At 54.0% G+C, this 22,973-nt stretch carries 22 protein-coding genes; 14 read left to right on the top strand and 8 right to left on the bottom strand.

The annotated features are described in order from the left end of the window. Positions 1–75: 75 nt before the first annotated feature. From dsbC to msrA, 8 genes are all read left to right on the top strand, one after another. On the top strand, positions 76–783 hold the full coding sequence (dsbC, locus tag EDC28_RS00320; RefSeq protein ID WP_050657670.1) for a bifunctional protein-disulfide isomerase/oxidoreductase DsbC: 708 nt from the start codon (positions 76–78) through the stop codon (positions 781–783). 77 nt (positions 784–860) lie between these two features. Beyond that, a complete protein-coding gene (gene recJ / locus EDC28_RS00315; RefSeq protein WP_123420571.1) occupies positions 861–2,585 on the top strand; it encodes a single-stranded-DNA-specific exonuclease RecJ in 1,725 nt (574 codons plus the stop codon). A gap of 68 nt (positions 2,586–2,653) precedes the next feature. Beyond that, positions 2,654–3,752, top strand: a protein-coding gene (prfB, locus tag EDC28_RS00310) for a peptide chain release factor 2 (protein WP_123420289.1) whose coding sequence is annotated in 2 segments (ribosomal slippage) — positions 2,654–2,728 and positions 2,730–3,752 — 1,098 coding nt in all. Because the reading frame shifts where the segments join, the coding sequence is not laid out codon by codon here. Between the two features lie 54 nt (positions 3,753–3,806). Further along, the gene (gene lysS, locus EDC28_RS00305) at positions 3,807–5,315 is read left to right on the top strand and encodes a lysine--tRNA ligase (protein WP_123420288.1); all 1,509 of its coding nucleotides are present in this window, start codon (positions 3,807–3,809) and stop codon (positions 5,313–5,315) included. Positions 5,316–5,479: 164 nt separating this feature from the next. After that, the gene (locus tag EDC28_RS00300) at positions 5,480–6,010 is read left to right on the top strand and encodes a Tse2 family ADP-ribosyltransferase toxin (RefSeq protein ID WP_123420287.1); all 531 of its coding nucleotides are present in this window, start codon (positions 5,480–5,482) and stop codon (positions 6,008–6,010) included. After that, positions 6,003–6,233: a hypothetical protein gene (locus EDC28_RS00295; protein WP_050657666.1), complete on the top strand. Its 231-nt coding sequence runs from the start codon at positions 6,003–6,005 to the stop codon at positions 6,231–6,233. The genes EDC28_RS00300 and EDC28_RS00295 overlap by 8 nt, the downstream gene beginning before the upstream one ends. 85 nt (positions 6,234–6,318) lie before the next feature. Further along, positions 6,319–7,014, top strand: a complete 696-nt coding sequence (locus tag EDC28_RS00290; RefSeq protein WP_148049771.1) for a hypothetical protein — start codon at positions 6,319–6,321, stop codon at positions 7,012–7,014. Positions 7,015–7,152: 138 nt separating this feature from the next. Next, complete coding sequence (gene msrA, locus EDC28_RS00285; RefSeq protein WP_123420285.1) at positions 7,153–7,662, top strand: peptide-methionine (S)-S-oxide reductase MsrA; 510 nt, start codon at positions 7,153–7,155, stop codon at positions 7,660–7,662. A 521-nt stretch (positions 7,663–8,183) separates the two neighbouring features. Here msrA and EDC28_RS20380 read toward each other — a convergent pair. The 7 genes from EDC28_RS20380 to EDC28_RS00245 all read right to left on the bottom strand — a co-directional run bounded on the left by EDC28_RS20380 (position 8,184) and on the right by EDC28_RS00245 (position 13,712). Further along, positions 8,184–8,456 carry a transposase gene (locus EDC28_RS20380; RefSeq protein ID WP_123420284.1) on the bottom strand — a complete coding sequence of 91 codons (273 nt, stop codon included), beginning with the start codon at positions 8,454–8,456 and terminating at the stop codon, positions 8,184–8,186. A gap of 69 nt (positions 8,457–8,525) precedes the next feature. Next, on the bottom strand, positions 8,526–9,140 hold the full coding sequence (locus EDC28_RS00275; RefSeq protein ID WP_123420283.1) for a hypothetical protein: 615 nt from the start codon (positions 9,138–9,140) through the stop codon (positions 8,526–8,528). A 91-nt stretch (positions 9,141–9,231) separates the two neighbouring features. Next, entirely contained in the window at positions 9,232–9,720 is a 489-nt protein-coding gene (locus EDC28_RS00270) for a hypothetical protein (RefSeq protein WP_123420282.1), read from the bottom strand. Positions 9,721–9,856: 136 nt separating this feature from the next. Continuing rightward, complete coding sequence (locus tag EDC28_RS00260; protein ID WP_123420280.1) at positions 9,857–10,615, bottom strand: hypothetical protein; 759 nt, start codon at positions 10,613–10,615, stop codon at positions 9,857–9,859. Between the two features lie 36 nt (positions 10,616–10,651). After that, positions 10,652–11,227: a hypothetical protein gene (locus tag EDC28_RS00255; protein WP_123420279.1), complete on the bottom strand. Its 576-nt coding sequence runs from the start codon at positions 11,225–11,227 to the stop codon at positions 10,652–10,654. Between the two features lie 677 nt (positions 11,228–11,904). Then, on the bottom strand, positions 11,905–12,246 hold the full coding sequence (locus EDC28_RS00250; protein ID WP_123420278.1) for a YceK/YidQ family lipoprotein: 342 nt from the start codon (positions 12,244–12,246) through the stop codon (positions 11,905–11,907). Continuing rightward, positions 12,243–13,712 carry an ankyrin repeat domain-containing protein gene (locus EDC28_RS00245; RefSeq protein ID WP_123420277.1) on the bottom strand — a complete coding sequence of 490 codons (1,470 nt, stop codon included), beginning with the start codon at positions 13,710–13,712 and terminating at the stop codon, positions 12,243–12,245. Before EDC28_RS00245 ends, EDC28_RS00250 begins: the two co-directional genes overlap by 4 nt. Positions 13,713–13,878: 166 nt before the next feature. Between EDC28_RS00245 and EDC28_RS00240 the strand changes: the two genes are divergently transcribed. The 6 genes from EDC28_RS00240 (at position 13,879) to EDC28_RS00215 (ending at position 22,322) form a co-directional block, all read left to right on the top strand. Then, on the top strand, positions 13,879–14,919 hold the full coding sequence (locus EDC28_RS00240; protein WP_123420276.1) for a GGDEF domain-containing protein: 1,041 nt from the start codon (positions 13,879–13,881) through the stop codon (positions 14,917–14,919). A gap of 141 nt (positions 14,920–15,060) precedes the next feature. Continuing rightward, complete coding sequence (locus EDC28_RS00235) at positions 15,061–16,299, top strand: carbohydrate porin (protein ID WP_123420275.1); 1,239 nt, start codon at positions 15,061–15,063, stop codon at positions 16,297–16,299. 137 nt (positions 16,300–16,436) lie between these two features. Next, a complete protein-coding gene (locus EDC28_RS00230) occupies positions 16,437–17,765 on the top strand; it encodes a M16 family metallopeptidase (protein ID WP_123420274.1) in 1,329 nt (442 codons plus the stop codon). After that, positions 17,762–19,144, top strand: a complete 1,383-nt coding sequence (locus EDC28_RS00225; RefSeq protein WP_123420273.1) for a M16 family metallopeptidase — start codon at positions 17,762–17,764, stop codon at positions 19,142–19,144. The genes EDC28_RS00230 and EDC28_RS00225 overlap by 4 nt, the downstream gene beginning before the upstream one ends. Before the next feature lie 190 nt (positions 19,145–19,334). Further along, positions 19,335–21,044 carry a methyl-accepting chemotaxis protein gene (locus tag EDC28_RS20070; RefSeq protein ID WP_050660719.1) on the top strand — a complete coding sequence of 570 codons (1,710 nt, stop codon included), beginning with the start codon at positions 19,335–19,337 and terminating at the stop codon, positions 21,042–21,044. Between the two features lie 435 nt (positions 21,045–21,479). After that, on the top strand, positions 21,480–22,322 hold the full coding sequence (locus EDC28_RS00215; RefSeq protein ID WP_050660718.1) for an alpha/beta fold hydrolase: 843 nt from the start codon (positions 21,480–21,482) through the stop codon (positions 22,320–22,322). Positions 22,323–22,430: 108 nt separating this feature from the next. Here the strand turns inward: EDC28_RS00215 and EDC28_RS00210 are convergent, their stop codons facing one another. Further along, positions 22,431–22,970 carry a phosphatase PAP2 family protein gene (locus EDC28_RS00210; protein WP_244946515.1) on the bottom strand — a complete coding sequence of 180 codons (540 nt, stop codon included), beginning with the start codon at positions 22,968–22,970 and terminating at the stop codon, positions 22,431–22,433. Between the last annotated feature and the right edge of the window lie 3 nt (positions 22,971–22,973).

Here is a 22,973-nt window from a genome sequence, read left to right as displayed (position 1 = left end):
CGCAACGCCCTTGCAGTTGCTGTTAACAACTTGTAGCGTTGGCCCGCAATGGGGGAGCACAAGAGGAATGGAAGGATGAACGCATTTACCGGGGGCCTGTTGGCCCTGGCTCTGATAAGCCTGGGCGCCCAGGCCGGCGAGAAGGAGATCCGGGCGAAGGTGCAAGCCAAGCTTGGGGCCAAAGTTAAAAGCATTACCCCTTCGCCGGTACCGGGCATGTTTGAAGTGGTGGCTGGCAACAGCATTTTCTATGTCTCAGAAGACGGCAACTATGTGCTGTCGGGTAATCTCTACAGCCTCAAGGACGACAAGCTCACCAGCCTCACCGAAAAGCGCCAGGACCAAGTGCGCCTGGCGGCCATCAAGCCTTATGAGGCCTCGATGATCGTCTTCCCCGCCGCCCAGCAAAAGCATGTGGTCACCGTCTTTACCGACACCGACTGCGGCTACTGCCAGCGCCTGCACGCCCATATGAAGCAGTACAACGATTTGGGCATCACCATTCGTTATCTGGCCTTCCCCCGCGCTGGGCTCAGCTCACCTGCCGCCACCGAGCTTGAATCGGTGTGGTGCGCCAAAGACCAACAAGCGGCCATGAACCTTGCCAAGCACCGCCAGCAGGTGCCCAAGGCCAGCTGCGCCGACGATCCGGTGCCAGAGCATTACCAACTGGGCCGCTCTTTGAATGTCACCGGCACGCCGTCGATGATCCTTGACGACGGCACCCTGGTGCCCGGCTACCTGCCGCCGGAGCGGTTGGTCAAGGCGCTGGAAAAGCAGTAGAGATAGCCGCCCACTTTGCTTAGACTGTGGGCCATCAGAACATTAAAAAACGGCGGCGCAAGCCGCCTTTTTCGTCCATGCCAAAGATAGTCCGCCGCCCAGAACCGCAAGAACTGCCCAATTGGCCTTTGCCGCCGCTGCTTACCCGCATCTATGTGAGCCGTGGCGTTAAGGCGCTCAGCGAGCTTGAAAAAAGTGCCAAGGGCCTGGCTCCCTTTCAGGCGCTAAAAGGCATGGATGCGGCGGTAAAGCTGCTGGCCGGAGCGCTGGCGGCGCAAAAGCGCATGCTTATCGTCGGCGATTTTGACGCCGACGGCGCCACCAGCTCGGCCCTTTGTATCCTGGCGCTGAAAATGCTGGGGGCAGAGCAGGTGGATTTTCTGGTGCCCAACCGCTTTGAGTACGGTTATGGGCTGTCGCCGGAGATTGTCGAGGTGGCAGTGGCGCGGGGCGCTGAGCTGCTTATTACCGTGGATAACGGCATCTCGTCCATTGCCGGGGTGGCCGCCGCCAAAGCCGCTGGCCTTGAGGTGCTGGTTACCGACCACCACCTGCCGGGCAGCGAACTGCCCTGTGCCGATGCCATTGTTAACCCCAACCTCGAAGGCTGCGCCTTTCCCTCCAAGGCCCTGGCCGGGGTCGGGGTGGCTTTTTACCTGATGCTGGCGCTGCGCGCCCATTTACGGGAAACCGGCTGGTTTAACGGCCAGGCCGAACCCATTCGGGCTGAACCCAACCTCGCCGAGCTGTTGGACATCGTTGCCCTTGGCACGGTGGCCGACGTGGTGCCGCTGGACGGCAACAACCGCATCCTGGTGCACCAGGGCCTTAACCGCATCCGCGCCCAGCGCTGCCGCCCCGGCATTTTGGCCCTTTGCGAGGTGGCGGGCCGCGAGCCAAGACGGCTGGCGGCAAGCGACCTTGGGTTCTTTTTGGGGCCGCGTATCAATGCCGCCGGGCGCCTGGATGAAATGTCCCTGGGGGTGAGCCTGTTGGTCACCGACGATTTTCACCAGGCCCGGCTTATTGCCGCCGAGCTCGACAGCCTTAACCGTGAGCGCCGCGAGATTGAAAGCTCCATGCAGCAAGAAGCGCTGGCGGCCCTTGCCAAGGTGGATATCACCGAGGCCCCGGCCGGTATCGCCCTGTACCGGGAAGACTGGCACCAGGGGGTGATTGGGATTTTGGCGTCCCGTATCAAAGAGCGCTTTTACCGGCCGGTGTTTGCCTTTGCCCCGGCAAGCGAGACCGAACTTAAGGGCTCGGGCCGCTCCATTCCCGGCCTGCATCTTCGCGACCTGCTGGACGAGGTAGACACCCAAAACCCCGGCCTAATCATCAAGTTTGGTGGCCACGCCATGGCGGCGGGGCTGTCTATCCGCCCGGAAAACTTCGAACGCTTTAACGCCGCTTTCGTGGCGGCCGCCGAGGCGAAACTCGAACCCCATATGCTGACCGGCGAAATCTTAAGTGACGGCGAGCTATTGCCCAGTGAATTCACCCTGGAGACAGCGCAGCTTTTGCGTGACGGCGGCCCCTGGGGCCAGGCCTTTAGCGAGCCGGTATTCGATGGCCACTTCAAAGTGGTTAGCCAGCGGCTGGTGGGGCAAAAGCATTTGAAACTGGTGCTAAGCCCGGCCGGGCGCGAGCAGCTGATTGACGCCATTCATTTCAATGCCGACCTCACCACCTGGCCCAACCCAGCCATTGAATGGGTCCACGCTGCCTATAAACTGGACATCAACGAGTACAAAGGCCGCCAGTCGGTGCAATTACTGGTAGATCACATCGAGCCGGCCTAGGAACTTGGGGCAGAAATAGGCTAAAATTCTGCCTCTTTTTCGGCGGCTGACACAGAGACACAACGCCCATGTTTGAAACGAATCCTATCAAGACCCAAGTACAGGACCTGTCTGAGCGGACAGCGGTTCTTAGGGGGTACCTTTGACTACGACGCCAAGAAAGAGCGTCTAGAAGAGGTGAATGCCGAGCTTGAGCAGCCCGGCGTTTGGAACGAGCCTGAAAAAGCCCAGGCCCTTGGCAAAGAGCGCGCCGCGCTGGAAATGGTGGTGGAAACCATCGACACCATGACCCAAGGCCTGGAAGACGTGCTGGGCCTTTTGGAGCTGGCCGTTGAAGCCGAAGACGAAGACACCTTCAACGAAATTCAGCCCGAACTCGACGAGCTGACCAAGAAGCTCGAAGCGCTGGAGTTTCGCCGCATGTTCTCCGGCGAGATGGACCCGTCCAACGCCTATCTGGATATCCAGGCTGGCTCCGGCGGTACCGAAGCCCAGGACTGGGCCAACATCATGCTGCGCATGTACCTGCGCTGGGCCGACGCTCACGGCTTTAAAGCCGAGATAACGGAACTCTCCGAAGGGGATGTGGCCGGTATTAAGTCTGCCACCATCTACGTGCAGGGCGACTACGCCTTTGGCTGGCTGCGTACCGAAATTGGCGTACACCGCCTGGTGCGCAAATCCCCGTTTGACTCCGGTGGCCGCCGCCATACCTCCTTTGCGTCGGTGTTCCTCTCCCCTGAGGTAGACGACTCGGTAAACATCGAGATCAACCCAGCCGACCTGCGTATTGACGTGTACCGCGCCTCCGGTGCCGGTGGTCAGCACGTTAACCGTACCGAGTCTGCGGTGCGTATTACCCACATGCCCACCAACACCGTGGTGGCGTGCCAGCAGGGCCGTTCGCAACACCAGAACAAGGACTACGCCATGAAACAGCTCAAGGCGAAGCTCTATGAGCTGGAGATGCAAAAGCGCATGGCCGAGCAGCAAAAGCTGGAAGAGTCCAAGTCTGATATTGGCTGGGGCAGCCAAATTCGCTCCTACGTGCTGGACGACTCGCGCATCAAAGACTTGCGCACCGGCGTCGAGACCCGCAACACCCAAGCGGTGCTGGACGGCGACCTGGATCGCTTTATCGAAGCCAGCCTCAAGGCCGGCCTGTAATTTATTGAGCGGGGCGCGGCGCGCCCCTATCCCTTACTCAGTGGTTTAAATGTCATGACCGAACAAAACCAAAGCCCGGAACTGGATCTCAACGAACAGCTCAAAGTGCGCAAGGAAAAGCTCGACGCCCTGCGTGCCAAGGGCGTGGCCTTCCCCAACAGCTTTCGCAAAGACAGCAATGCTGATGCGCTGCAAGCCAAATACGGCGAAGCCACCAAGGAAGAGCTGGCCGAAGGCGAACCGGTACGCGTCAAGGTAGCGGGCCGGATCATGACCCGCCGCATCATGGGTAAGGCAAGCTTTGCCACCATCCAAGACGGCAGCGGCAAAATCCAAATCTACGTGGCCCGGGACAACCTGCCCGAAGGCTTCTACAACGACGAGTTCAAAAAGTGGGACTTGGGCGACATCATCGGCGCCGAGGGTTTTCTTTTTAAAACCAACACCGGCGAGCTGTCCATCCACGTGGAAGCCATCGAACTGCTGACCAAGGCGCTGCGCCCGCTGCCAGACAAGTTCCACGGTCTTTCCGACATGGAAACCCGCTATCGCCAGCGCTACCTGGATTTGATTGCCAACGAAGAGTCCCGCCAGACCTTCGTCAACCGCTCCAAAATCGTCAACGCCATCCGCAACTTCATGACCGGCCACGACTTCCTGGAAGTCGAAACCCCCATGATGCACACCATCCCCGGTGGCGCCTCCGCCAAGCCGTTTATGACCCACCATAACGCCCTGGATATGGAGCTGTTCCTGCGTATCGCCCCGGAGCTGTACCTCAAGCGTCTGGTGGTCGGTGGCTTCGAGAAGGTGTTTGAGATCAACCGTAACTTCCGTAACGAAGGTCTCTCCACCCGCCACAACCCAGAGTTCACCATGATGGAGTTCTACTGGGCCTACGCCGATTACCAAGATCTGATGGACTTCACCGAAGCCATGCTGCGCACCGTGGCCAAAGACGTGCTGGGCACCACCGCCTTCCAAAGCCAAGGCGTGGATTACGACTTCGCCCAGCCCTTTGAGCGCCTGACCATGACCCAGGCCATCATCAAGTACCGCCCCGATGTGACCGAAGCGGATCTGGCCGATTTCGACAAGGCCAAGGCCATTGCCGAGTCTCTGGGTATGAAGGTCAGCAAAACCGATGGCCTGGGCAAGCTGCAAACCTACATCTTCGAAGAAGTGGCCGAAGCCCAGCTGATCCAGCCCACCTTTATCACCGCCTACCCGGCCGAGGTGAGCCCGCTGGCCCGTCGTAACGACGACAACCCCTTCATCACCGACCGCTTCGAGTTCTTCGTCGGTGGCCGCGAGCTGGCCAACGGCTTTAGCGAACTTAACGACGCCGAAGATCAGGCCGAGCGCTTCCGCTCCCAGGTCGAAGCCAAGGACGCCGGTGACGAAGAAGCCATGTTCTATGACGCCGACTACGTTACCGCCCTCGAGCATGGCCTGCCCCCTACCGCCGGCCAAGGTATCGGTATCGACCGCCTGGTGATGCTGCTCACCGACAGCGCCTCCATCCGTGACGTGCTGCTGTTCCCCCATATGCGCCATAAATAAGCGCCGTTGGTTGGAAAATAAAAAAGCCCCATAAGGGGCTTTTTTATTTTTGTAAAAGCGATATGCAAATTAGCAACGAATTTTTCTAGATATGCGCTTTTATTTCTCTATTTTATAGTTAAATTTATAATTTTAATTTTGTAGCTGATAAAAAGGATTTTAAGATGAAGGAACATCTTATTGAACAAGGAACAATTAAGTCTTTCTTTGCAAAGATGGAAATTTTGGAAAGGATTTTTGATAATGATCAAGACTTAACTCTCTGTCTATGGAGAGCATCGAGAACTGACCATCCTGCCGAAAATCCTCTACATCCTGACTTTGAACGTAGAGACTTGGGTAGGGGGCAGTTCCGCGAGGCAGATGTTACTATCCGAGAAATCAATGGTATTAGCTATATTGTCCCAAAAGTCTACAAAAAGAGTGTGGATAGTATCTGGAAAGTAGAAGGTACTTCGCTATTTGATAGAAGCAAGACTTTTAAAGGGAAGCGGTGGGAATACATTGAAATTCCTGCAGAAACTCCAATTCCAGAAGGTTTGTTGATTATAAAAGATGATTATAATGAACGTTTTGGGGCAACGCATTATTCAATAGTCCCAAATAGGATGATGACGGTTGACTTGTTCAAGAAATTGCTGAAAGATTTGCTAACAAACGTAGTTAGTATGAATGAGAAAAGAAAACATGGCTAACATAGACAATAGTACCTTGTTGGTTTCTCTCCAATCTGTATATGAGAGTATTAATCGCTATGAGGCATTACTTGAATCTGATACGTTGAAAGATCCAGAGAATGTTGAAGAAATTTTGATGATGTATGACGAGGCTTTTAAGGTCTTGAAGTCAGCATATTTAGAGGCTCAGTCTACTGACCCTAGACTTCCACTCATGGAAGAGATAATAAAAGGGGCTTAGGCCTCTTTTTTATATTTTCCAATTTTACGATTATTTATAGCTATAGAGTGATAGTGTTGAAAAATGAATGCAATGCATAAATTTTATGGATTTAACTAGATTGACAATTACACTATTTATGCTTATAGCTGCTTCTCCATGTAGTGCTGCTGAGATACACTTTGGCGATTATGGTAGGGTTTATATTAATGGTAAAGAGTATCGCTCTGGTTTGACTGCCATTTATTCAGTTTTTTCGTTTTCTAATCGTTTCTTTGTCAGTGGACTTATCGATAAAGAAGGCAGCGATAGCTACTTTATAAAAGAGATCAATCCTGAAAATGGCACCTCGGTATCTTTGCCACAGGAAAACAAAATTTCTCAATTTTATGAGCTAAAAAATAACCTCTATGCGGTTAGAGATGAGCGTCAAATCATTAAGCTTGAAGACAACCAGCGGATTTTAGAAAAAGAGATAAAACCAAGGTCTCATGTGATACAGCCCGAGCCTTTGATTGCCTGTACTTGGGGGCAGGATACTTTGGACTCCCGTCACAGGTTAGACCCGGTCTGTTATTCACCTGATCTAGGTTGGCAAAAGGATGTCTTTTGGACTACCACGGCAGTAGAACCCAAAATTTGCCATGGCCAGCTGAAAGTCTTGGTTAGCTACCATCGCAAACATGCATTGCATTGGGAGATCCTGGTGATGAGCCCCGAAAGCGGCGAAGAAATGGGCCATATTCCTACCTCTGAACCAACGCTGGGTATGGATGTTTGCAACTACGAGCTTGAAAAGTAACAGCGTAAATATCACAGCCTCATTGGCGGGGTAATCGTAACGGCACCAAGCCAACAAACCGCTTATCGCAATCGCTATCTGTGCGTCGCCCTGGCTTGACCGTGCTGGTAGAGTAGGGCGCTGAACATAGGAGGCTTTATGACTGCGAAAACCGAGAAGGCCATTCTGGCCGGCGGCTGTTTCTGGGGTATGCAGGATCTGATACGTCGCTACCCTGGTGTGCTCTCCACCCGGGTGGGCTACAGCGGCGGCGATGTACCCAATGCCACCTACCGTAACCATGGCACCCATGCCGAAGCCATTGAAATCATCTTTGACCCGGCGCAGATAAGTTATCGCAAGATTTTGGAGTTCTTCTTCCAAATCCACGACCCGAGTACCGTTAATCGCCAAGGTAACGATGTGGGCACCAGCTACCGCTCCGCCATCTTTTACCTGGGGGATGAGCAAAAAGCGGTGGCCGAAGACACGATTGCTGATGTGAACGCTTCAGGCCTCTGGCCCGGCAAGGTAGCCACCGAGCTGGCCCCAGCCGGTGATTTCTGGGAAGCAGAGCCCGAGCACCAGGATTATCTGGAGCACTTCCCCAACGGTTACACCTGCCACTTTATCCGGCCGAATTGGGTGTTGCCTAAGCGGGGTCAGTGAGTGGTTATAGCTGGCGCCGCATAGGAACGAAAAAGCCCCATTGAGGGGCTTTTTCTTTTTGGGGGGGTAGCCAAGAAAGATGGGGTGACCTTTGCCAAAGATGGCAAGCCCGGCATTAGGTATCTTCCGCTTTTACCGAACTGGCCGCCGACTTTCTTACCTCAAGCAAGCTTCCACTTTCAGCAGTTTGGCGCTCTGCTGAAAGGGGCCCAAGAGCGGTGGCTTCGTTAGGGCCTAAATTTTATTGAGGCATAGTAGCGTAGGGCCGTTATTTCTATAGAAAATGGGCGACATCACGAAGGGTTTTGATGAACCGGACCCAAAATCTGTCGCCATACCTGACTGCCAGAAGTGCAACCATGACCGCGATAAAGAGGGAAAATACCCACAAAGGTCCGGTGGTGAGACCAATAACGAATAACCCTATAAATGCACCTAAATAACTGTTCCTAATTGTGAGCCACCCTATATCGCTACAGCCCGCGAAAACATGGGCTTCGTAGGCTGCCCAAGGTGATCTACTATTCGACACTGCTATTTAGGAAAATCCCGGCAAACGCGCCGCATCCAAAGCGGATATTCCGTTCCTGCGAGTCGATTGGAGCATTGTTGGCCATGCCGTACTTACCTTCACGAAATTCCTTGCGCCAACGAGACAACATGAAGGGGTGAATGTCCAGCGCCTCGGCTACTTCCTTGACGTTGCGGTGTGGTTCATGGCTCCACAGCACGGCTTTTTTCTTGAACTCCAGACTGTACTGCTGGGTGCGTTTTCCGGTCTTGTAAGCAGGCATCGACGTCCTCTCGGTGAGTTAGCGATGCGTGTCCGTTAAAGCGGGTGAGGTCCAGGGGGGGTGTGAAAATTACTTTGTGTTAACTTCTATGAACCCGCCTGCATTTTGTAATAAATACCAGAGCTCTTCTGGGTTACTTGTTTGACTTTGTATAAAACCCACACATTCCATAAATTTCTCAATTGACCAATTTAGGCTCGTTTTGTCCTCTGCCAACTTAATTACAGCTGCAATATTTAAGTGAATCATATCCATCTTGACAACAATGACTTTATTCCTTTGTTCACCAGACACTATTATTTGAATACCGTTTTGCTTAGAAAAAGCTTCACAGTCCTCATACATTTCACTTTGTGAAAGCGAAAATGCGGTTTCATATGTCATCTCAGACTTTTCTTCTATTCTGACTAGAAGGTATAAAACGAATACTTTTTCTTCAAAATTAAATGTGACACCACCATATGACACTTCAACATTAGGGTTATCTCTTAACAACTCAATATTTTCATCACACTCTTTAATAAGAAAGGATAAAAAAGCCTCCTTTTTACCATCTAATGATAAATCAGTTCGGATTGGGACCATTTGCCCTTTGGATAAACTGTTAGACAATTGCTGAATATTAGATGGTAAATTTGCTTTATCACCTTCTTCTTTTTTCCTGAAAAGATCCCAAAAACCCATTTACCAACTCCTTATAAACTCCTAACGCCGCCAGCAGCGGCCGAGTGAAACGAGGTCCAGCGAACAAAGTGAGCGATGCTGACTGGCCTTGTTATGTTTTATTTGATGAAACATGTAGCTTGCCAAAGTAAAAGCCTACTATTACAAGAGCGATATTACTCATTACCCCAGGAATTTCACGCCCCATCACTGGGAGAATGCATATTGATCCAAGAATGATTACAGCCAATACGGCGGGAAGATTGTCAGCAACAGGCTTAAGGCTAAGTTTATCTGAGGGAGCCAACCACTTTACCAACCCAACAACTACTACTAAGATTAAAATTGGCCCGATTAGTGACAGCGCTTGTTGAGCCAAAGGGAGCAGTGTTCTCCACACCTCAAGAATGAGCATCTTTATTTCAGAGGCTGCGTGAGGCGAACTCTCATTAAACATGCCTGACAAAGCTAAAAGGTAGCCAGTGCCTAATAGTAAAAAAAGGATTACTGGTACAAGGAGGATTGTTCCAATTAGTGAAATAACTTTTGAGAGTATTTCATAAACTCCCGAACCCTTTTCCTTAACCACTTCTTCTTTCACTTAGAATTCTCCTGAAACATAACGCCCTGTTAAGGTGTGAGCAACGCAACACAGAAGCCGCTGCAAACCACCTTAATCACTAAAATCAACGCATAGTAAAAATGCCACGCGTTGCGAATCACTCTTAAACAGTTTGTTATGTGCCTGTGTTTGCTATATGCGTAAAGTACACATTTATAACCGCGGAAATAAACAATAGAAATGCGATGGTTTGCTGAATGCGAGCCATCCTAATACTGTCACGGTGCTTTCGTTCCTCTCTTTGGTAAGCAGAAAGTGTATTCAGAGCCTGCGGGTTCACCGTTATGTTAGACAGATAAAGAGCTTCATCTTTAAAACTAACATCCCCGCTTTCTTGTAAAGCTAATAACTTCCAACGCAAGTCCATGTTATGGGTATAGTCAGTTCTTTTTTCCGAGCTAGTCCCATAGATTTCACGCTTTAGTGCATAGAAATTGACTTTATTTGACGCATCTCTATGTTTTAGAACCATACTTAGTAATTCAAATTTTTCATAATAATTAATCGTTTTTTTATCTCGACTTTGTTCGAAAAACCACTTAACACGATTAATACCAAGCACATTAAAAATATAAGCACGAAGCAACGTTGTATACTCTAATTGCCATAAGCGATAATGATGTTTAATCAGCAAGTCGTATTGAGACAATTGAGAGAACGGTATCTTGTGAATTTCAGCATCATCGCTGTCAGCGTCCGGATAATGAAAAGTTATGACATTTTTACTTTCAATTGATTCCAGATAATATTTCTTCGAATCCTTAGTCCAGATAAAGTACATATCGTTATTTTTCAATGACGATTCAGAGCCAAGATAAACCCGCTCTCTAGCTTTAAATTTAACTAAAGACTTTAGCAAAAATTTTTTGAACATAGTTCTCCTTTGCCGCTCGGGCACATAACGCCGCATTCAGCGGCTAGTCCGCTGCAATGCCTTGTTAGCATCGAGCTCTGCAATTTTAGCTACCGTTTTTTGATAAATATCATCAAGCCCAGTAGCGAGTTCTTGAATATTGTAGTGTTCACCCCTGAACCCGAATATATTTGTTGCCGGATCAAAGTGATGAATTATGTCTGAGTCTTGAATAGCGTCGCCACCTATAGCTGATCTAGGTCCAAAAAGGCGATGTACAATATTCCTGTTTTTGCTGTTTTCTACCCAATCATCTAAACGCTCATCGAAGTGTTCAAAGTGGTCGCGTAAAGAACGATTTTGAACTGCATGCCCACTTTGAAGCTGAAGCATATCCCTAAGGACCTGACCTCTACGATGCGCTCGCTTAGTGCTTTGTTTATTTCTTCCGCCAGGAGGCCAAAAGATACGAGAGACGGCAGCGGCATGATGGATCAGATCAAGGGCATGCTGAAAGAAATCGTCTTCTACTTTTCTTTGAGTGATTGCATTCATTATTTGGATTGAATGAAAGCACCTTTCGCACTCTTGCTTAGCTTGTTCCAGATATATTTGAGCCAAAAAGTCGTCCATGTTTCACCTTGCATGCTAACAGTTTTATTAGCGAGCGCGCTCGCTTTCACTCATCTGACCAGTCGGCATTAAAAGCTTAACCAGCTGATCATCCTCTAGATTTTCGTGTGAAAGCCAAGAATGACTCCACAAAAGCGAGCGGTCTCGTTTTTATGCATGACGAGTGCTCGTTATCATCACATCGGATGAGAAGTAACTTTATCCACCTCAATGTATTAGAACTGGTCAAACCGGGAAAAACGAGCGCTCTTTATCGTCATAAATGGCCTGGATCAGCTGGGCCAACAGATACACTGTGCATCCACACATATATTTCAGCCCGAAAACCTACGATACCCCTCTGCTTGGGTGACAAGTTTGTCAGGAACAAACTTGAACATCGTCATACCGACGATGGCCCATTGGGTGAGGGCCATGGACGGTCCGAATAGTCCCGGCATTAAAGGAACAACCACAGATGACAATAATCAAAAAAACACTTAATTATCAGAGTAATAGATTGGTTTTCGACTCAACCTAAATTGACGCTACCGCCCGTGGAATCAGGTTATCCAAAGTCCCTTTATCATCTTGAGTTGCTACCCATCCTTGGTGGCTTGCTGCGCGAAAGCAGTGCTTTCGCTTCGAGTTTTACCCCCACCTTAACCACCGCCTTGTTTTGGGTAAAGCCTTTGAGATTAAGGCGTTGCGCTTTTTGTGGTGTCGGCGACTTTTTGTTGTTGGCAGGCGCTGTGGTAGTGGCTTTCGAGGGGAATGGCCAGGGGCAGCAGCAGGGTGTCCATGACCAGGCTAAAAGGCAGGTCAACCAGGCCAAAGGCGCCGAGGGCGGCTGAGCGGTCTGGGCCGGTAAAGCTGTTGCCAATCAACATGCCGTCAATGCGGGTGCCGCCATAGATGTAACCGGTTTTACTACAGGGGTTGGGGCTGTCGTCGAAGGCGTAGCGTAAGGTGCTGCCACAGCCGCCAAGTTGCAGGCAGGCGAGCAAGGCGCTGGCCCAACAAAGGGGGCGGGCGCTCATGGCTTGGCCTCTTGCAAGAAGGCGGCGTTGGCGTCCTTGTGGTTGTCTTTGGCGTAGTCGAGGGCGGTTTTGCCCAGGCTGTCTTTGGCATAGAGGCGGGCGCCGTTAGCGAGCAGTAATGTAAGCATGGCCACATCGCTGTGTTGGGCGGCGTGCATCAAGGGGGTTCGCTGCCAATGCTCGATATTAAACGCGCATTGAAAGCGCCAGTCGTTGGCATCTTGAAGCTGGTAGCCGTGGTTGATATCGGCGCCAGCGGCCAGCAGGTCTGTTACCGCCTGGGGCTGGTTAAATTGGATGGCGTAAAAAAGCGGGGTTTTGCCAAAGTCGTTTTGCTGGTTGGGGTTAAAGCCTTTCTTTAACAGCGCTGCCAGCAGCGCCGGATGGGTAACGGCAAGTGACAGCGGCGATTCGCTCCGTGGCGGCTCTTTGATTTGGGCCATGGTATCGAGCAGCGCTGAGATAAGCGGGGAGTCTGGGGCTGCCACCAGCAGTTGGCGCAGGCTGGCCAGCTTCTGGCTGGGGTTTGCGCCAGCCAAGGCATTGAGAAAGGGCTGGCTGTTACCGGCCAGGGCTTCTTCGGTGTGGGGCACCGGTTGCTCGGTTTGTAAGCGTCTTGGGTGCGCGCCATAGGCCCAGCTGGCGATGGCGTTAAGGGCGTTATCGGCATACGCCTTGGCGGTGGCGGCGTCTACTGAGGCAGTTGTTTGGTACCAGCTACTGAGCTTTGGCAGGGCCTTGGCAGCCAGCGCCTGGTATTGCTGGTAGAGGGCGCGGTTATAGAGGCTTTGGTAGCTCCAGGTTTTAAAGTAGTGATTGTCGTCTTGGCCCTTGAAGGTTTTTTGCGGGTAGTAGCCGAGCTGCGCCAGTTCAAAGGCGTGATAGCGCCAGATGGCAAAGCGCATGGTGCCGGTGCAGCCTTGCGGCAATGGGTTGGGGTCTCGAATGGTGTCAGCCAGGGCCAGCAGCGACTTGAGAAAATCAAGCTGGGCAAGGCTTTGCGGGCATTGGTAATCAACCTTATTGGGCGAGCCGCTACCGGAGCCAAGGTCGGCATTGTTGCCAAACACCAGGGCGGGCAGCTCGGCCATTTCCTGGCAGCTGATCTGGTGGTCGCGGTAAGGGTCCGGCTGGTTGCTCACCACAAAATCAAAGGCGTTGCTTTTGCCCTGCCAGAGCCCGGCGATTTGGGTTATCTGATTAGTGGCGCCAAACAAGGTACCACTGAAGCGCTCGGCTAGCGCCGGGCCGGTTTGCAGCGCCAGATTTTTACCTTGCACCGTGCCACTAAGGGCAATGGGGCGCTGGTACTTTTGGTAGGCGTAGTGGCCCGAAACCTCGCCGTTATCGGTGATATGCAGCGTCATGGTGATGGCGGCGCCTGCCAGGGTACCGCTGCCGGTAAAGTCGGTATCGGCTAAAGCCGGCAGGCACAGCAGGGGCAATAACAGGGCGAGGGGTTTCATGGTGTACGTCCTTTTTAACCATAAAGGGCCAACATTCTGGGCTGTACCTTAGAGGGCAAGCTCAGCACCGACAAGGCTTGGCGCATGGAATTTGTAACAGAATCAAGGTATTTTCTTAGGCTGGGCGAATTTGGTTAAGCCCTTTCCTTGCTGGAGCCTCCCCCTCATGACGAAGCGGTTAGCGACGCTACCCACCCTCTGGGATGAAAAATCCCGGTTCCGCCGTGCCTTGTTGCGGGTGCTGCTATGGGTGGTGATGGTGGTGTCGCTGGCCCTAGGGTTGCTAAATCTGCGCGCCCATGGCTTGGACTCTATCGTGGTGATAGAGGCCATTATTGTGGCTTACAGTGGGCTTTTTTTATGGCGCCTGCCCAAGACTCCCTACCTGCATTGGTGGTCAACGTCGCTGGTGATTTTTATCAGCGTCACCGTGCTTCACAGCCTGGTCACCAAGGCCATGCTTAACGACGGTTTTTACTGGCTGCTGCTGGTGCCCACCACCAGTTTGCTATTGCTGGGGCTACTGTGGGGCGGGGTTATTACCGGCGTGGTGGGCGTTGCCGGTGTGGCGGTGCTGGTGTGGGCGCAGCCGCCCGGTGGCGGCAATGCCACGGTGGCGGTGGGCATCAATGCCGGGCTGACCTATGTCTTTATCTGGGCCCTTAGCCACGCCTACGAGGCCCGACGCCATCAGATGGTGGCAAGGCTGCAGACCGTTGCCGCTCAAGATCCGTTAACCGGTCTTTATAACCGTCTTTATCTTGAAGATGTGTTTGCCCAGCTATGCCAAAGCCAGCCGCAGCATGCCTTTACCCTGGTACTGCTGGATATCGACCACTTCAAGCAAATCAACGACAACCACGGCCACGAAGTGGGCGATCAAGTGCTGCGGCTACTGAGCCAGATGCTGCGAAGCGCCACCCGCGAGCAAGACTGGGTGTTTCGCGTAGGGGGCGAGGAGTTTTGCCTGCTGCTGCCCGGTTGCAACACCCAAAGCGCTATGGACGTTGCCCAGAAGCTGCGCCGCGCCGCGGCCGATCTCACCCTGATGGCCGAAGGGCAGCCGGTTAGCTTTACGGTCAGCATTGGCCTTGCCCAATGGTTAAAAGACGGCGAAGACTTCGACAGCCTCTACCGGCAGGCGGATCTCCGGCTCTACCAGGCCAAAGAACAGGGGCGCAATACCGTGGTGGCAGATCAGGCCTAACTCCTTGGCTGGCCAGTAGGTTTTCGCTTCAGTAGATTGTCTGTTGCTTGGTTAATCTTTAAATCAGATTGCATGAGGGCGCTTTTCTCTGCCTATCATGTCGGCACTGGTTCGGTTGCCTGCTGAGTAGAGGTTTGGCCAATGGCATCACCCAAGGCATTGTTGCCTACACTCTCACTGACCTTGTGCCTTGGCGCCTGCTGTTTGGTAAGCCCCGCCCGCGCCGACGATGATGCCAAAGCCGTCCAGGCCGAACTCTCCATGACTAGCGAGTTCTACAGCAACCTGCGTGGCGGCCTCAAACGCGGCAGTACCGGCCTCACCAACATTTACGCCTCCTTGCAAGGAAACGGCGGTGCCCTTTGGGGCATGCCAGGCCTGACGCTTTTTACCCAAGGGCTGCTGGTGCGCGGCGGCGACCCCAGCGCACTAACCGGTGACGCCCAAGGCGCCAGCAACATTGCCGCGTCGCACCTTAATCGCCTCTATGAAGCCTGGGCCCAATACAACAGCGACGATTCGCGCTGGTCGGTACTGGGCGGGCTTTACGATGTGAACAGCGAGTTTGACCGGCTCAACTCCGCTTCGTTGTTTCTCAACAGCTCCTTTGGCATGGACCCAAGCCTTGCTGGCAGCGGCCCGGCTGGCCCGTCTATCTTCCCTGCCACTTCTGTGGGAGTGCGAGTAGATTACAAACCCTTTAAAAACGTGGTGTGGCGCACCGCTCTGTTGGATGACACCCCGGTATACCGAGACGGTGCCCCGGACGGGCCCTTTGCCCAAAACGATGGCTTGTTGTGGATAAGCGAATGGGCCTGGCTTGACCGGGCGCAAAGCGGCGAGCCTCCCAAAGATTGGCAGCCCGACATGGTAGGGCGGGTGTCGTCGCTGGCTCCCTATGACAACAAGTTGGCTGTTGGCCTTTGGGGTTACACTCATAGCCAGGCCGCCTTGGATGGCGGCAATAATGCCCGCTCAAGCGGGCTTTATGTGCTGCTCGACCGGCGGCTTTATGTATCAAGCAAGCTGCCGGGGCAGGTGCTGGGCGGTTTTGTGCAAGGCGCCGTGGCGAGCCCTCAAACCAACCGTTTTGCCCGCTATCTTGGCCTGGGGCTCACCCTGACCCAACCCTTTAGCCAGCGCCCCGACGACACCGCTGGTATCGCCCTGGCCCTGGCCCGTAATAGCCGCCACTACCGCCCCGAAGGCAACACCGACGATTTTGGCGCCACCGAAGCGGCCTGGGAGCTCAGCTACCAGGTCGCGGTGAATTCCTGGCTCAGTATCCAGCCCGATCTGCAATACATCGCGCACCCGGACAGCCGCCGGGATATCGGCAATGCCCTGGCATTTCAGCTCAGCGTGCAGGTCAATCTTTAAAAAGCGCGCCGCTGCCAGCGAGAGGTAAGGCAAACAAGGTAGGTTTATCGCTGAAAGACAAAGCTTTTTACATTTTGATACTGGGGTAATGCGGCCCTGGCCGTTACCTTATGGCATTCGCAAAAGGAGTTTTGATAATGAAGCCATTTTCCCGGTTGCTGATGGCCGGTGTGCTGGGGGCGCTGGCCTTACCTGCCGCGGCCTACGACGCCAAGGACGTAAAAACCTTTACCCTTAAAAACGGCATGCAGTTTCTGGTGCTCGAAGATAGCGCCATCCCCAATGCCAACATGTACACCTTCTGGAAAGTGGGCTCGCGCAACGAGCGCCCCGGCATTACCGGGCTGTCGCACTTTTTTGAACACATGATGTTTAACGGCGCCAAGAAATACGGCCCCGGCCAGTTTGACAAGGTGATGGAAGCCGCCGGCGGCGCCAACAACGCCTACACCACCGAAGACATCACGGTTTATACCGACTGGTTTCCCTCCTCCAGCCTTAAAACCATTTTTGACCTGGAATCTGACCGCATCGCCCACTTGGCTATCGACCCGAAAATGGTGGCCTCCGAGCGGGAGGTGGTGGCGTCTGAGCGCCGCACCGGCCTTGAAAACTCCAGCTTTGAGACCCTCAACCAGCCGCTGCTGAGCGTGGCCTTTACCGCCCACCCTTATTCCTGGCCGGTGATTGGTTACGAGTCAGACATCAAGGCCTGGACCCAGCACGATCTGGAGAGCTATCACCGCACCTATTACGCCCCCAACAATGCGCTGGTGGTCATCGCGGGCGATGTGGATTTTGCCAAGGTAAAAACCCTGGCTACCCAGGCCTTTGCCGCTATCCCGGCGCAAAGCCCGCCGCCACCGGTGGTAACGGTTGAGCCCAAGCAAAGCGGCGAGCGCCGCCTTTACGTGCAAAAGCCCTCGGTAACCAGCCCCAATCTGATGGTGGCCTACCACGTGCCCGCCACCAAAGACGCCGACACCCCGGCCCTGAAATTGCTGGCAACCCTGCTTTCTGAGGGGCGCAGCGCCCGCTTGAAAAAGTCCCTGGTGGACGAGCAAAAAGTGGCAACCGATGTGTTTGCCTACCTGCCCAACAACCTGGACCCAACCCTCTTTTATCTCTACGCCGTAGCGGCCCCTGGCGTGACCGAGCCTGCCCTTGAACAGGCGCTGCTGGCTCAAATCAAAGACATTCGCGACCACGGCATCAGCGAGGCCGATCTCACCAAAGCCCGCAACCTGCTGCTGGTGAGCCAGTACAACGAGCTGCAAACCATCAACGGTATGGCCAATGCCCTGGGCAGTTACGCCCTCTACAACGGCGACTATCGCAAGCTCTTTTCCATGGCGGATGACTACGCCAAGGTTACCCCGGCCCAGGTGCAGGCCGTGGCGGCCAAATACCTGACCAAGGCCAATCGTACCGTTGGCGTGCTGGGCAGCCAGGAGGACAAGGAATGAAACACGCTATTTTTGCCCTGGGCCTGGCCCTTGCCAGCCAAGGCGCCGTTGCCGGAGTCGACATGAAGCTGCCTGCCATGACCACCCAAACCCTGGATAACGGGGTAAAGCTGCAATTGATGGCCCGCCATAACGTGCCACTGATTGACGTGGTGGTATTGGTGAAAACCGGCGCCGTGCATGACGGTAAAGCAGGCCTGGCCTGGCTTACCGGCAACAGCCTGCTGCAAGGCACCCAAGCGCTGACTAAAGGCGAGCTGGAGAGCGAGCTCGACAGCCTGGGCGCCTCCATGGAGGTGAGCGTCAGCGAAGAGGGCACCGAGCTGCACAGCCAGTTTATGGCCAAAGACAAGGTGGCCATGCTGGCCCTTATCAAGGACGTGCTCAGCAAACCCCGCTTTAATGACGACGATTTTGCCAACCTCAAGGCCCTGCACCTGGCCGATTTGGCCCAGGCCAGGGAAAGCCCGAGGGAAGTGATCAAGCCTTACTTCAAGCGCCTGGCCTGGGGCGACAATCCCTTTGCCAACCCTGTTGCCGGTAGCCAAAACGGTGTGGCCGATATTGCCCTGGCTGATGTCAAAGGCTTCTACCAGCGCTGGTATAACCCCGGCAACGTGGTCGTGAGCGCCGCTGGCGATTTTGAGGCTGCCGCTTTTGCCAAGGCGCTCGGCAAAAGCCTTGGCAACTGGCAAACCGGCCGCGAAGCGCCGCGCATGAAGATGCGGGCGCCTGCGGTGGCTGATAAGGCAAGAGTGCTTATCGTCAATAAACCCGATGCCACCGAAACCACCTTTATGATTGGTAGCCAGGGCTTTGCGGCCAGCAGCCCCGACTGGGCCCGCGCCGAAGTGCTAAACACGGTGCTGGGCGGGCGCTTTACCTCCTGGCTTAACCAGGCGCTGCGGGTAGAGAAGGGTTACACCTATGGCGCTGGCTCGCGGTTTTATACCACCAGCTCCGGCGGCCTTTTTTACATCTCCACTTTTACCCGTAACGCCACCAGCGAGCCGGCCATCGATTTGGCCCTGGCAACCTATCAAAAGCTGTTTACCGGTAAGCTGGACCAAGCCACCCTGGCCTCGGCCAAGAGCTACCTGATTGGCCAGTTCCCGCCCAAGCTCAGCACCAATGACGCCCTGGCCTCGGCCATGTCGCGCTCGGCCCTTTATGGTTTGGACATGAACCGTTATGGCCAGTTTGGCAGCGAGGTGGAGAGCTTGACCCTGGAGCAGGCCAAGGCCCTGATCCCGACGTTCTTTCCCGAGGGCAATTTGCAACTGGTGCTCATTGGTAATGCAGCTGAGCTGCGTAAATTTGCCGGCAAGTATGGCGAGGTGATTGAAACCGGCATCGACGCCAAGGATTTTTCCTTCTGACTCTCCGGTTTTTAAAAAAGGCCCTTCGGGGCCTTTTTTTGTCGCTGCAAATTGGGCATTTTTCATGGTATCTCAGTGCCTTATGCCCAGAAACGGCGCCGGGCTACTACACTCCATAGTTATGTCAGCGGCTCCGGTCGTTTAAAGCAGGCAAGGAGCCGCATCCCTTTTCATCTCAAGAGGATGGGGTATGCAGTGGTTAAAGGATCAATCCGTCGCCCTCAAAATCGTGTTGCTGGTTGCCATGGTGCTGTCCATCACCGTGCTTATCTCGGCGTTCAGCATGATAAAAATGGGCAAAATCGCCGAAGAAATTAAAGGCATAGCCCACGAGACCATGCCGCTGGTGCAACTGACCAGCCAAATCACCGTTCGCCAGATCCAAAGCGCTACCGTGCTGGAGCAATCCTTTCGGGCCATGGACATTCCCATGGATGCCAGCCGTGACGATGTGGCCAAGATGATGCGCCGCTACCGGGAAATGCTGTTGGATTTCGATAAAAACATCACCCAGGCTCAGGGGCTACTGAGCGGCGCCATCGAGCACAGCATTTCTACCGAGGTCAAAGCAACCGAGCTGAGCCTCGCCCAGCAATTGCAGCAGATCATCGAGCATCATGACGCCTTTGAAAAACAAGCCTTTGCCTTGATTGAGCTGCTGCAAAAAAGTGAAAAGCCTGCCGCTTTTAAAACCCAGGCCCAGGCCCTTGAGCAGCGCCAGCAGGCGTTGAATCAGGAGCTGACCCTCTTTATTGGCCGCATTGAAGCGGTAGGGGAGTCGGTGGCCATGAACGCCGAAGCCGACGAGAAACACGCCATGTGGCAAACGGTGTTCCTCACCGCCACCGCCTTGCTGCTGGGCATTGGCGTGAGTGTGGTGATCAGCCGGCAAATCGTTGGCTCGGTGGCCCAGGCACGCCACGTGGCCGAGCAGATGGCAGACGGTAATTTCGATGTCGAGATTGAGGTCAACCGCAAGGACGAGCTGGGCCGGTTGCTGCAATGCATGGGGCAGATGGCTGGTTCATTGAGCACCATGGTGGCCAGCATCATGAGCCACTCCGACCAAATGGTGAGCTCGGCTGCTTCGCTCTCGCAAATGGCCAGAGACAACCGCCAGGCGGTCAATCAGCAGCAGCAAAATACCGAGCAGGCCTCCAGCGCCATCCACCAGATGTCCACCACCATCTCCCAGGTGGCCCGCAACGCCCAAGACACCTTTGCCAGCAGCTCCCAGGCCGAGAACAGCATCAAGCAGGGCAGCGTGACCATGGACAAAACCCAGCGCCTGAGCGAAGAGCTGGTGCTGAGCACCGACAAATCCCGGCAGATGATTGACGACCTTCGCCAAAGCACGGAGAAAATCAAAGAATTTATCAATATCGTCAACGGCATTGCCGAACAGACCAACCTCCTGGCCCTCAACGCCGCCATTGAAGCGGCCCGGGCTGGCGAGCAGGGCCGGGGCTTTGCGGTGGTGGCCGATGAGGTGCGGGCGCTGGCGTCGCGCAGCCAGGACGCCACCCAGGAGATCCAAAACCTGATTGCTACCCTGGTAGGTAACGCCGGTAGCGCCGCCGAGATGATCTACCAAAGCTCCGAGAAAATTCTCGAAACCTCGCAATGTATCAATACCGCCAAAACCGAGCTTGGCAGTGGCTACCAGGCCCTGACCCAGCTCAACGACGCCAATGCCATGATGGCCACCGCCAGCGAACAACAATCGGCAGCAGCCGAGGAAATAAGCCGTAACGTGGTGGATATTCGCGATGCCGGGCAGCGGGTGCTGGCCAGTTCTACCCAAACCGAGCGGGCCTGTGAAGACTTGTCAGAACAGGCCGCCAGATTGCGGCAAATGGTGTCTCGTTTTCGGATAAAAAATGAGGTGGCGGTGTCATGATAAGCTGGCCATGAACAGGCCGTTAATGAGGTTATTAACGGTTTCTTATGGCCGCTATTTTTAGGTGTGACTTGGGGGCATGTCTTAAATGACGTGCCCTTTTACTATTTGCGCCGCCGTTAATGTGAATTAACGCCAAAAAAGCAGAGCCGGTAAATAAGCGATTAAGTTATGTAAGGCAGGTTTCAAAAAATGGCGTGGGGTCAGTGCATTGGTTGTGACAGCGCTATGTCATTGTATCCATTTAAGGAACAAGAGTTTTTTCAGATGCCGCCTTTAAAAAAATCCTGATTCCTCTACCTTGGATAGGCATCTTGAGTCGCTGATACCTGTTCATTTTTATCCAGATGAAGCAGCCACGAATGAACCGGTATCCAGGCTCGGGTTTTTGATAAATCCCCCTCAATGCAGGGCCAAATTTTCGAGGAATCAATTATGTCTATCGACACCACCAGCACCCAATACATCACCACCAAAGACGGCACCCGCATCGCTTATAAAGACTGGGGCACCGGCCAACCTATCGTGTTTTCCCACGGCTGGCCTCTGGCCGGTGACGCCTGGGACGCCCAAATGCTGTTTTTCGGCATGAACGGCTACCGTGTTATTGCCCACGACCGCCGTGGTCACGGTAATTCCGACCAGCCCTGGGACGGCAACAACATGGACCAATACGCTGACGACCTGGCCGAGGTTATCGAAGCGCTGGATCTCAAAGATGCCATTCTGATTGGTCACTCCACCGGCGGCGGCGAAATTGCCCACTATGTGGGTCGCCATGGCTCTGCCCGTGTCGCCAAAATGGTGCTGGTTGGCGCCGTACCGCCGCTGATGCTCAAAACCGATGCCAACCCTGAAGGCACCCCCATGGAGGTGTTCGACGGTATCCGCCAAGGCACTGCCACCAACCGCGCCCAGTTCTTTAAAGATTTGACTGTGCCCTTCTACGGCTTTAACCGTGAAGGCGCTGAAGTGAAACCCGGCTTGCAAGAGTCGTTCTGGCTGATGGGCATGCAAGGCGGCATCAAGGGCGAATTCGACTGTGTCCGCGAGTTCTCTGAAGTCGATTACACCGAAGACCTTAAGAAAATTGACAAGCCGACCCTGGTTATCCACGGTGACGACGACCAAATCGTGCCTATTGCCGCCTCCGCCGAAAAGACCGCCAAGATAGTCAAAGACGCTACCTTGCTGGTTTACCCCGGTGCCAGCCACGGTCTTGCCCAAATCGAGCCCGACAAATTCAACGCCGACGTGCTGGCCTTTATCAAAGGCTAAGCCACCCACTCTCTTTGCGTGTTAAAGCCCGGCTTCGGCCGGGCTTTTGTCGTCTTGGCGGCGGGTGAACAAGGAGGTTCTCTGGCCTCCTTTTTCTTAGAACACGGCTTACCAGCGCATGGAGACCATCACCCCGGTGTCGCCATGGCCGTCAAACCAGGGGGCGATAGCCAGGTTGTCACTGAACTTATGGGTAAAGAGATAACCGGCGGTGGTACCGATGGCGGCGCCGGCCACCACGTCTTTCCAGTAGTGGCGGTCAGCCTGCACCCGGCCAACGGCGGTGAGTGCTGCCAAGCCATAGGCCGGCACCCCGTATTGCCAGCCGTAACGGATGTTCAGGGTGGTGGCGGCGGCAAAGGCGGCGCTGGCGTGGTTGGACGGGAAGCTGTCGTCACCGCTGTGGTCCGGGCGCTCCTCATGAATAAGGTGCTTGGCCACAATGCTGGTACCGGCGGCGCTGCCGATGGAAAAGGCCGCTTGCTTGGCGCCTTCCCAATCTTGTTTGTAGGCGGGCACCACAAAGGCCCCGGCGATCAGGGCATCGGTACTGACATTGCTGATGGTTTCCCAGGTATCGGAGGCGTGGGCGCCAAATGCGCTGCAAAGGCCAATGGCGGCGGCCAGCTTCATGGAATGGAACTTCATCGG

This window comes from Gallaecimonas pentaromativorans, assembly GCF_003751625.1.
GTDB classification, from domain to species: Bacteria; Pseudomonadota; Gammaproteobacteria; order Enterobacterales; family Gallaecimonadaceae; genus Gallaecimonas; species Gallaecimonas pentaromativorans.
Note: the sequence above shows the minus strand (reverse complement) of the source record. Positions and strands in the feature narration are given on the sequence as shown.